This is a genomic window from Acinetobacter modestus (genome assembly GCF_014636095.1).
Taxonomy (GTDB): Bacteria; Pseudomonadota; Gammaproteobacteria; order Pseudomonadales; family Moraxellaceae; genus Acinetobacter; species Acinetobacter modestus.
In genome coordinates this window covers 228,608-239,133 of record NZ_BMDV01000005.1, presented here as the reverse complement: position 1 = coordinate 239,133, position 10,526 = coordinate 228,608, and the positions used below count along the sequence as shown (strand labels likewise).

Here is a 10,526-nt window from a genome sequence, read left to right as displayed (position 1 = left end):
AATCAAATTTAGTCGTTATGCTGTAAGTTAAAGAGCTGAACTTAAAAAGAGATTAAATTGAACTCATTATAAAAGTGAATATAAGTAACCAAGTGGACAAAAAGAGATTTTAAAATATGGAAATATAATTAAATCAAAATATTAAAAATGAAAAAACTGAACAAGATTTAAACAAATACTCTTCACAGAAAATAGATCATGCAAGGATTTCTGAATCCACAAAATGCTATGGTAAATTTCTTATGGTTTAAAGACAGTCGTTATTTAAAGAAGCGACCATAATATATCGCTCGTTTTTTACACAAACCACCTATCAATTTATACATCTACAGTTTGTACAGTAATTGATTGCTTTGATTTTGAAATAAATCGTTTAATCAAAATATTGACGCTGAATACAATTAGAAAAGCCATAACAAAAGAACCTAATACATCAAAAGGAAAATGAACTCCCATGTAAATCCTTGACCATCCTACAATCAAACTTACAAATAATCCGAAAACACCAATTTGACGATACTCAGACATCAGAAATGAAAATGCGATAATTGCAACAGTGAGTGTATGTTGGCTAGGCATAGATGAACTGGAACTGTGGTGAATCAAGGTGTGCCCTAGTCCAAGATCGAAAGGTCTAGGATGATGATAAAATGCGTGTAATAGCTTCACAACAAATGAAGATAGAACGACCATCACCACAGTTTTAAAATACTGAAATTGATATTTTTTATCCTTAAATAGCAATAAAACCGTTAGAAAAATCAGAAAAGCCCCTATCAGATTATATGATGAGAACATAGCGACTTTCGCAAAAAATGAGTTTGCTGTAGCACTAGAATTAATCCAGTTAAATATACGAATATTGATCTCTTCAATAGACATTGCCTATCAATCCATAAGGGCTTTATACGAGATAGACTAAAAACACGAACTTAAACCAAAATTAACTCTTATTAAATAGATGAGAATAGAAGCTACGCCCACCGTAGACACAATTAACAGAATTAAAGACTTTCCAATCAGTTAACAGCTGAACGATGCTAGATAGCATTTAAAGAAAATCTCGACATGTGCACAGCATCAATACCGTCCGAAATGTATAGATTAAATATTTGTGGTAGTATTGCGCGCAATTGGAAATCTCTTAATCAAGCTAGAAGAGTTTCGTTCTTTGATGCTCACTCTCAATGTATCCAAATATTTAGTCATAGCGTCTGTTCGATCAGATCAATCGGTTGCGCTTTGCCTAAAAATGTTTGGACATACATCAGTGATGAATTCTTACTTTAAGTTTATTTCCCACTATTTGTCATAAATAGTCTATTTTCTAATCCGCTCAATCATTTTATTAGGTTGTTTAACACTGAATAAAGGCATGATTTTTTATGAATATTGAAAAAACTCAGACACCACGAATCAGTGTTGCGCCAATGATGGATTGGACCACAAAAGACTATCGTTTCTTTGCTCGCTTATTTAATCCCAATGTCGTGTTGTATACCGAAATGGTCACTACAGGCGCGATTATTTACGGTGGTGCTAATCGGCATCTCGATTTCAATCAGCAAGAACATCCGATTGTGCTACAACTTGGCGGATCAAATCCACAAGAACTTACTACCTGCACCAAAATGGCCGAAGACTGGGGTTATAACGAAGTTAATCTGAATGTCGGCTGTCCAAGTGATCGCGTGCAAAACAATAAAATTGGGGCTTGCTTAATGGCTGAACCCAATTTAGTTGCAGAATGTATTCATAGTATGCAAAAAGTAGTATCGATTCCTGTAACTGTAAAGCATCGTATTGGGATTGATGACATGCAATCTTACGAAGAAATGCTGCATTTTGTTGATACGGTGGCAACGACAGGCTGCACACACTTTATTGTACATGCACGTATTGCGATCTTGCAGGGCTTATCGCCGAAAGAGAATCGCGAAGTTCCACCATTACGCTATGAAGATGTCTATCGTTTAAAGCAAGAACGCCCACATCTAACCATTGAGATTAATGGCGGTATCAAGACCTTTGAAGAAACACAACAACATTTACAGCATGTTGATGGAGTCATGATTGGTCGTGAGGCATATCATAATCCGTACTTATTGGCGGAGATGGGTCAACTTTGGAATTTGGAAGCACCTAATCGTTTTGAGATCATGCAACACATGATGCCTTATATTCATCAACGCGTTGCTGAAGGTGCTCCACTTTCGATTATCACTCGCCATATTCTAGGTTTATTTCAAAATCTACCGGGCGCACGTAAATGGCGTCAGGCTCTCAGTGGTGGAAATGCCAAAACGATTGCTGATATTGAAAATGCAATCATCAATATCCAAACAGCGATGCAACGTACTGAAGATTACGTTCGAGAACATCAAAGTTAATTTGATGTTCTACGCATAACGTTTACACATCGGAATATAGCGTAATCCGCCATTTTCAATCACTGTTGAAGTGACTGTAAATCCGAAATTTTCATAAACGGGCTGCGCATAACAACTAGAATTCACAGTAATTTGCGAATGTTGCTGAGAAAGTTTATCTTCTAAAAACATCCAAAGCTGACGACCTATTCCTTGCTGTTGTGAATTCTGCTTAACAAAAAAATGAATCAAATGATAAGGTTGTTTATAAGCAATCACACCAATAATGGATAAATCTTTCTCGAAAACAAAATATTCAATGCTTTGCATTTCAAGTAATTTCTTAATCATATCCTGACTAAATTTTGCTTCACCCTCTGCATTCAGTGCAAAATCTTTTATATATGGCTGAATTAATTCTACTATTTGCTTGATATCTGTTGCTTTTGCTGGACGTATCACTTGTTATTCTTTCCATTTTTCACTTTAATAAACAATAGTTTACTATTTTTAAAACCACAAAGCTTTGTTTCTTTGAATCAGTGCTTGCGTATATTTTTCAAGCAAAAAAGAAATATAATCTTACAAATCATTTTATTCAAACTAATTAACAACTAAATTCATGATAATAAAAAAGATTCTTTATGTGATTTTTACGCTAAGTTCCTCACAACACCCTCAAAAAGTTACGTTATTACATTGCAAATAAGTTTTTTTAAGATTTATCGCTTAATATCTGCGAGCCACGGAATTTGGCGACCGCTTCAAAGTTGTTTTAGGATTGGTTGAGATTGAACTATGATTTATGATGCACCCTCATTAGATTCGATGATGCATGCACAGACTCAAAATGCAGTCATTATGCTCAGAGAAACTCCCGCAGATATTACACCGCCATACGCATTATCCAAGAATTCGCAGCAAATTAACTTACAGAAGTTTTCAGATAAACTTTCTCGTGTTTCCTCATTTCATAGTTCAGCAAAGTGTGCCAAATCAATTCGTATCGCATTACAAACAGCGGGCGCAAAAATTGCACAACATCCTATAGCCGCCTCAGATTGGGGTGGAACGCTACAAAAGATTGGCTATAAGCAAATTGACCCTGCTTTTGATAACCCAATGCCAGGTGATATTTATATTATTCATCGCACCAAAAAACATGTGTATGGTCATATTGCCGGTTTTACAGGCTCACAATGGGTTTCTGATTTTAAGCAGACTAGCTATGACGTTTATAAAGACAAAAACGTCACTTATACTTATTACCGTCTTGGTTAATAAAAGACTGAATCAAAGCCTAAACGAACATTATGTTTTAGGCTTTTTAGCATCTAATTTTTTCAGCACTTCAGCCACCGCCACCATGGCAAAGCTTGAAGTCACCACCACCGCAGAACCATAGCCGCCACAGCGCAGACCCGCACTTGGACAAACATCTGCACTGGAAAATGGGTTATCGATCGAATACACGCAAGTGATTCCAAATTTCTCTTTTGGTTTTTTACAAATCCCTTTTGAACGCAGTTGCGTGCGTAACTTTGCCAACATTGGATCTTGTTCGGTCTTGGACAAATCTGCCACGCGAATCTTCAGTGGATCGAGTTTTCCTCCTGCTCCGCCTGACACAATCAACGGGATTTTGTTAAAGCGGCAATGCAGCATCAAGGCAAATTTGGCTTTGACGTCATCAATACAATCTAAAACAATGCTTGGTACTGGATTTAAAATTTCTTTGACATTATCAGGCGTCAGATAGTCATCAATCACATTCACTTTCATGCGTGGATTGATCTGGCGACAACGCTCCGCCATCACTTCAATTTTTTCTTGTCCAAGTGTTGAGCTCATCGCTGGCAATTGACGGTTAATATTTGATGCTGCTACCACATCCATATCGACCAAAGTCAATTCACCAATCCCTGTACGTGCCAGTGCCTCAACCGCCCAACTGCCAACACCACCAATCCCAATCACCATGACATGACTGTGTTCATAATGCGAAAAGGCATTTTCTCCATAAATTTTGGCAACACCAGCAAAACGGCGTTCATATTCATCATTTACAGGAACATCGATCATCACAGTCGTGGTCTATCTTTTGAATCAAAGCACTATTTTAGCGTGTTTCGCTTGTTTTAGGTTAGCCCCGTGAAACTTTAGGGGATGATTGATCTCGACGAATTAAAATAACCAACAGGATAAAAACCATCAGGCTCATGCATAAAGCCAATAGGTTTGCATTGATCCATCCGAGGCTACTTAAAATCGGTGCAGGTAAAAATGCCCCTAAGGTCGCAAATAAGGCAATTCCTGTTTCATTGATGCCTTGGACACGATGTTTTTGCTGCTCGTTGAGACCAGCTAACAAAGTTGATGCACCTGAATAAGCAAAATTCCAGCCCACACCCAGCACGATCAAGGCAGCATTAATATAGATGCCGACCTGTCCAAACATCGGAATGAAAGACGATAACATCAACAAAGCAAAACCGAGATAAATCGTGGTTTGCGTTCCCCAGCGTTGAATCAATTTCGACACAAAGAAGGATGGGATAAACATCGCCAATACATGTAACTGAATCGAGATCGAAGCATAATGAAATGAATGATGCTCCTTTAAATGCAAGGAGGACATAATCATCATCACATTCATAATATAGTAAGCAAAAGCACCGCTGATGACGGCAGCGATAATCAAAGTATTCGGTAATTTGGCACGCGGAATGGATGCTGTCTCTATTTGCACGGTTTGTTGTATTTGAAACTGTTGATTCCACCCATACAGAATTGGAGAGAGGAACAACGCCAAAATACTAAAAATTAAATAGATCGCAGTGAAATCAGGTAATCCTTGCACCTGTTGAAATTGGATTGCCAACATCGGTGCAATAACCGCAGCAACCACACCACCCGAAATGACCATCGCAGTAGCTTTTGGAATTAAATCTGTTGCCAGCCGATCAGAAGCAGCAAAGCGATAAAAATTCGCAGTCGAGATAAATAAACCCAGTGAAAAATGGCTCAGGCATAATAGATAAAACTGTTGCTGCTGTAGAGCCAGATAGCCTAGAACACCAGCCAAAAACAGGCAGACACAACCAAACTGGAAAACCAGATGACGTCCAAGCTTTTTCATTAAAAAAGAAAAAACAAAGGTTGTCAGTAACATCGCTAAAAACTGCAAGCCATAGGGCACTGTGGCGAGTGCCTGAGTCGGCGCCAGTTTTAACCCCACAATTGCAGCCACAGTAACTGACAGAACAGCAGCAATTAAGTTAAAGGCCTGAGCCACCAACAGATAATAAACATAACGGGGTAACTGATTCAAAGCCTTTATCCAATTTAATCGAGCCTGACTACCTTAACGCTGAAGGCTTGAAATTCAAACAAAAAAAGATGAAAGACCAGCTTTCATCTTTTTTCCAGAAAGTGTCTCGTTATGCAGCAATCAGATTGCGTAGTACATAATGCAAAATACCGCCTGCTTTAAAGTATTCCATCTCATTCAAGGTATCAATGCGGCATAACACTTTGAACTGATCTTGACTGCCATCTTCTCGCTGTACCTGAATATCCAGCGTTTGATGCGGTTGGATACCATCAGATAGTCCATGAATCGACAATACTTCACGGCCAGTGAGGTTCAAGGATTGACGGGTTTGTCCATCCACAAACTGCAAAGGCAATACCCCCATGCCTACTAAATTAGAACGGTGAATCCGTTCAAAGCTTTCAGCAATGACCGCTTTAACGCCTAAGAGATTAGTCCCTTTTGCAGCCCAATCTCGTGACGAACCTGTGCCATATTCCTTACCTGCAATAATCACCAACGGTGTTTTCTGTTGCTGGTAAAGCATGGATGCATCATAGATGGCCAGCTTTTCACCTGTTGGGATGAAGATGGTATTGCCGCCCTCTTCACCATCCAGCATTTCATTCTTGATCCGAATATTGGCAAACGTCCCACGCATCATCACTTCATGATTACCGCGTCGAGAACCGTAGGAGTTGAAGTCTTTCGGTTCAACCCTTTGCTGCTGTAAATAACGTCCTGCTGGGCTGTCTTTCTTGATATTCCCTGCTGGAGAGATATGATCGGTGGTAACTGAGTCACCCAATACCGCCAAGATTCTTGCCTGCTCGATATTGGTAATGGCTTTTGGAGGTTGATTAATTTCTTCAAAAAATGGCGGATGTCGAATATAGGTCGAGTTATCTTGCCACGCATAAGTTTGGCTTTGTGGAATCTGAATCGCTTGCCAAGTTGCATCTCCATCAAACACCGCTGCATATTCCTTATGGAACATGTCGGTATTGACCTTCTGCAAGACTTGATCAATTTCAATCTGACTTGGCCAAATGTCTTTCAAATAGACATCTTGACCATTTTGATCTTGTCCAATCGGCTGAGTGGTTAAATCAGTCCGAATATTTCCCGCCAAACCATAGGCTACAACAAGTGGTGGTGACGCCAGCCAATTGGTTTTCACTAAAGGATGAACACGCCCTTCAAAGTTACGGTTACCTGAAAGTACCGAAGCCACATTCAGATCATGACATTGAATTGCTTCTTCAATCGGTTCAGGCAAAGCTCCAGAGTTACCAATACAAGTCGTACAACCATAACCGACCAAGTTATAGCCCAACTCATCCAAGTACGGTGTTAAACCTGCCGCAGCCAGATAATCGGTCACCACTTTAGAACCCAGCGCCAATGAACTTTTCACCCACGGTTTACGCTGCAAACCTTTTTCAATGGCTTTTTTCGCCAGTAAACCCGCCGCCAACATCACACTTGGATTCGAGGTATTGGTACATGAGGTAATCGCGGAAATCACCACATCACCATCCTTCAATGGATACGATTTTCCATCAATGGTACAAGCAGGTTGTTCATGCGCTAAATTCGCTTTCTTGGCTTCAACCGCCGTACCGCCGCCGCCTTCATTCTCTAAACGTTCTTTGGCGTCTTTGGCGGGTTTGAGATTCAGCTCCATCAACGCATTAAATGTTTTCGGAACATCGCCCAACAAAACCCGATCTTGTGGGCGCTTTGGCCCCGCCAGACTGGCTTGTACGGTACTCATATCCAAGCTCAATGTATCGGTAAAAATTGGCTCATCACCCGTATGATGCCATAGCCCTTGCTCCTTACTATAAGCTTCGACCAAATCGATACGTTCTTGTTTGCGGCCAGTTAGGGCTAAATACCCCAATGTCACCTCATCAATCGGGAAAAATCCACAAGTCGCACCGTATTCTGGTGCCATATTGGCAATGGTCGCACGATCTGCCAAAGGTAAATCTGCCAAACCATCGCCATAGAACTCAACGAATTTACCCACCACGCCTTTTTGACGCAACATCTGAGTAATGGTCAAAACCAAATCGGTCGCAGTAATCCCTTCATTCAACTTACCTGTGAGTTTGAATCCGATCACCTCTGGAATGAGCATTGATACAGGTTGCCCGAGCATGGCTGCTTCGGCCTCAATCCCGCCCACACCCCAACCTAAAACCCCCAGTCCATTGATCATGGTGGTATGTGAGTCTGTTCCCACCAAGGTATCTGGAAAGGCAAAAACCTGACCTTCATCATCACCTAACCAGACGGCTTGCGCTAAATATTCTAAATTGACTTGGTGGCAAATCCCTGTCCCGGGTGGCACCACACTAAAATTATTAAATGCAGATTGTCCCCAACGAAGGAATTGATAACGCTCACCATTCCGTTGCATTTCAATTTCAACGTTCTCGGCAAAGGCATTTTCATCGGCAAAATGATCGACCATCACCGAATGGTCAATCACCAAATCCACAGGAGATAAAGGGTTAATCAGGTTGGGATCACCGCCTGCTTGAGACATTGCGGCACGCATTGCAGCCAGATCGACCACTGCAGGAACACCCGTGAAATCCTGCATCAGTACCCGTGCAGGGCGATACTGAATTTCCTGATCAGAACTTTTGCTTTTCTGCCAATCAACCAAAGCCTGAATATGCTCCACTTTTACACTTTTTTGATCTTCGAAACGGAGTAAATTTTCGAGTAAAACCTTTAAAGACTTTGGCAATTGATCAATATTACCGAGGGTTTGAGCTGCTCGCGCTAAACTATAGATTTGATAGGATGTTGAACCGACGGTGAGTGTTTGTAATGCATTGAAACTATTGATTTTGCTATATCTGGCCATAAGGTTACCCTCCCAGTATTGGCTGATGTGTTTATTATCAAATTGTTCTTTTAATGTACCCCTGTTTAGAAAAGCATGTGTTCCCTTTTAGTATCTTATTTTTAACGAGATTATTTGCTTATTCTCTTAAAATTTAAGTCGCAACGCAGTCAATGAGTTTTGCCAGAGTTGTGCAGCCAGTTGCAATTCAGGCTGGTCAAGGGTCTGAGCCAAACTCTCCAGAACATAAGGTAGGTTGACTGGGGTATTACGGGTGCGATGCTCGGTCGAAGTTTGGCAGCACAACGGCGTCATATCGGGACAATCGGTTTCGATCACCAAGTTTTCACTGCCTATCGCTTGTACCACTTGATGCAGTTTCTTGGCATTCGGATTGGTGATTTGTCCTGTCACCCCGATTTTAAAGCCCAGTTTAACCAAGGCTTTGGCTTCTTCGACTCCACCACTAAACGCGTGAGCAATGCCACCCAATTTAAATTTTTGTGCTTTTAAAATCGCAATCGTTTCTGCATGTGCTTTACGGATATGTAATAACACGGGCTTTTGATACTGTGTTGCCAATACCAATTGTTCAATAAAATAATGCTGCTGTTTGGCAAACAGTTCGGGCTGTTTATGTTGTTTTAAAAAAGTATCTAAACCAATTTCACCCACCGCCACACAGTCATGCTGCTGTAACACGTGCTCAAGTTGCTGTAAATGTTCAGTTTGATGTTGCTCAATATAAAAAGGATGTAAACCAGGGGCCAGATAAGAAGTCGGCACCTTGTCCCACGCGTGCAATTGTTTATGGGTGTGGATCAGTTCATCGAATCGTGATTCAACAAAACCGATTAATACCAAAGCATCGACCCCAACCTGTTTTGCTTGTTCAGCCAGATGTTGCCGATCATGATCAAAATCGGCAACATCAAAATGGGTATGGGTATCGAACAGTTGCATTAACTTTGACTTGGCGTACTTGCAGCAGGCGTAGATGCTGCGGGCGTATCAATTTTTGGTAAATATTCAGGTTTTAAAACACCCTGCAATTCACTAAATGGAATCACTAACCGCGGTAAACCGACGACATAAGGTCCAATCTCATATTCGCCATATTGTAGAATTAAACCCTGTTCACCCAATAAGAAATTATCGGTGACTTGGAATGGCCAAGCCTGTTCATATTCTTTCGGATCAGTTGCAAGTTTGGCATCAACAATCCACACTTTAAAGGCTTCATGCGCCAATTTGTCTAGAGTTGCTTTTTGCTTCGGTAATAATAGGTCATGCAATTGAATCTGTTTTTGGTTCGCTAAATCAAAGTTATAGTAACGTTGTGAGGTTGAACCATGCGCTCCACCCAAATAACTGCTGCTATTTAACACTACAGTTGCCAGCTTGCCTTTCGGTTGCAAAATTTTAGGCTTAATCATCAGACTGATCTGATGACTACTACTGAGCGCTTTCAACTCTTCATCAATTTTTACAAAAGCATTAGCATAGGCTTGTGCTTGAGTATCTAAACCTGTTTTTTGTTCAGCCGTTTTGGGTGCGGATGCTGCTGCGGTATCAGCATCAACTACATCGAGCATTTTACTCAGTTGATTGAGAATCTGTTGATCCAGTAACTGATCAATAAATGGGAAATTACTTTGTAATCGTTCAACTGTGAAATCTGGACAGGTATTGCCCTTACATTCAGGTAAATTTACCTGCAATTTCACGGTTTCACCACGCAGAATTGGCTCAGCAGTTTGCTGTACCACTGGCGGATCTGTCGGTTTATCCTGTGATTCTTTCGGCTCTGATTTCGGCTGGCAAGCAGCAAGCAAAATCGCACCTGCAAGAATGCTATATTTATAAAATGCTTTCATTTAAAACCTATCAGTATTGTTATTACACAAGATTTTTAAATGCTATCGAAGTTAAAGCAAAACCGCTATAAGCGCATGCAATTTCTATACGAAACTCAAGCAAG

Annotated in this window: 9 protein-coding genes; 2 read left to right on the top strand and 7 right to left on the bottom strand. The window is 40.6% G+C overall.

All coding sequences use genetic code 11. The annotated features are described in order from the left end of the window. Window positions 1-318: 318 nt before the first annotated feature. Window positions 319-882: a phosphatase PAP2 family protein gene (locus IEV17_RS12820; protein WP_004658968.1), complete on the bottom strand. Its 564-nt coding sequence runs from the start codon at window positions 880-882 to the stop codon at window positions 319-321. 503 nt (window positions 883-1,385) lie between these two features. Here IEV17_RS12820 and dusA point away from each other — a divergent pair. Next, window positions 1,386-2,390, top strand: a complete 1,005-nt coding sequence (gene dusA / locus IEV17_RS12815; protein WP_004658970.1) for a tRNA dihydrouridine(20/20a) synthase DusA — start codon at window positions 1,386-1,388, stop codon at window positions 2,388-2,390. A 9-nt stretch (window positions 2,391-2,399) separates the two neighbouring features. Here dusA and IEV17_RS12810 read toward each other — a convergent pair whose 3' ends face one another. Continuing rightward, window positions 2,400-2,831 carry a GNAT family N-acetyltransferase gene (locus IEV17_RS12810; protein ID WP_004658971.1) on the bottom strand — a complete coding sequence of 144 codons (432 nt, stop codon included), beginning with the start codon at window positions 2,829-2,831 and terminating at the stop codon, window positions 2,400-2,402. Between the two features lie 336 nt (window positions 2,832-3,167). Between IEV17_RS12810 and IEV17_RS12805 the strand changes: the two genes are divergently transcribed. Further along, a complete protein-coding gene (locus IEV17_RS12805) occupies window positions 3,168-3,650 on the top strand; it encodes a hypothetical protein (RefSeq protein ID WP_004658972.1) in 483 nt (160 codons plus the stop codon). Between the two features lie 30 nt (window positions 3,651-3,680). Here IEV17_RS12805 and IEV17_RS12800 read toward each other — a convergent pair whose 3' ends face one another. From IEV17_RS12800 to IEV17_RS12780, 5 genes are all read right to left on the bottom strand, one after another. Further along, window positions 3,681-4,451, bottom strand: a complete 771-nt coding sequence (locus tag IEV17_RS12800; RefSeq protein ID WP_004658973.1) for a tRNA threonylcarbamoyladenosine dehydratase — start codon at window positions 4,449-4,451, stop codon at window positions 3,681-3,683. A 61-nt stretch (window positions 4,452-4,512) separates the two neighbouring features. Further along, entirely contained in the window at window positions 4,513-5,700 is a 1,188-nt protein-coding gene (locus IEV17_RS12795) for an MFS transporter (RefSeq protein WP_004658975.1), read from the bottom strand. 109 nt (window positions 5,701-5,809) lie between these two features. Beyond that, window positions 5,810-8,566, bottom strand: a complete 2,757-nt coding sequence (gene acnA / locus IEV17_RS12790; protein WP_004658983.1) for an aconitate hydratase AcnA — start codon at window positions 8,564-8,566, stop codon at window positions 5,810-5,812. A 126-nt stretch (window positions 8,567-8,692) separates the two neighbouring features. Next, window positions 8,693-9,508: a TatD family hydrolase gene (locus tag IEV17_RS12785; RefSeq protein ID WP_004658985.1), complete on the bottom strand. Its 816-nt coding sequence runs from the start codon at window positions 9,506-9,508 to the stop codon at window positions 8,693-8,695. Further along, window positions 9,508-10,422, bottom strand: a complete 915-nt coding sequence (locus tag IEV17_RS12780) for an RsiV family protein (protein WP_004658987.1) — start codon at window positions 10,420-10,422, stop codon at window positions 9,508-9,510. Before IEV17_RS12780 ends, IEV17_RS12785 begins: the two co-directional genes overlap by 1 nt. Between the last annotated feature and the right edge of the window lie 104 nt (window positions 10,423-10,526).

Excerpts from the sequence above, each read along its gene's own strand:
- IEV17_RS12820 (WP_004658968.1), bottom strand. The coding sequence starts at position 882 with ATGTCTATTGAAGAGATCAATATTCGTATATTTAACTGGATTAATTCT.
- dusA (WP_004658970.1), top strand. The coding sequence starts at position 1,386 with ATGAATATTGAAAAAACTCAGACACCACGAATCAGTGTTGCGCCAATG.
- IEV17_RS12805 (WP_004658972.1), top strand. The coding sequence starts at position 3,168 with ATGATTTATGATGCACCCTCATTAGATTCGATGATGCATGCACAGACT.
- IEV17_RS12800 (WP_004658973.1), bottom strand. The coding sequence starts at position 4,451 with ATGATCGATGTTCCTGTAAATGATGAATATGAACGCCGTTTTGCTGGT.
- acnA (WP_004658983.1), bottom strand. The coding sequence starts at position 8,566 with ATGGCCAGATATAGCAAAATCAATAGTTTCAATGCATTACAAACACTC.
- IEV17_RS12785 (WP_004658985.1), bottom strand. The coding sequence starts at position 9,508 with ATGCAACTGTTCGATACCCATACCCATTTTGATGTTGCCGATTTTGAT.
- IEV17_RS12780 (WP_004658987.1), bottom strand. The coding sequence starts at position 10,422 with ATGAAAGCATTTTATAAATATAGCATTCTTGCAGGTGCGATTTTGCTT.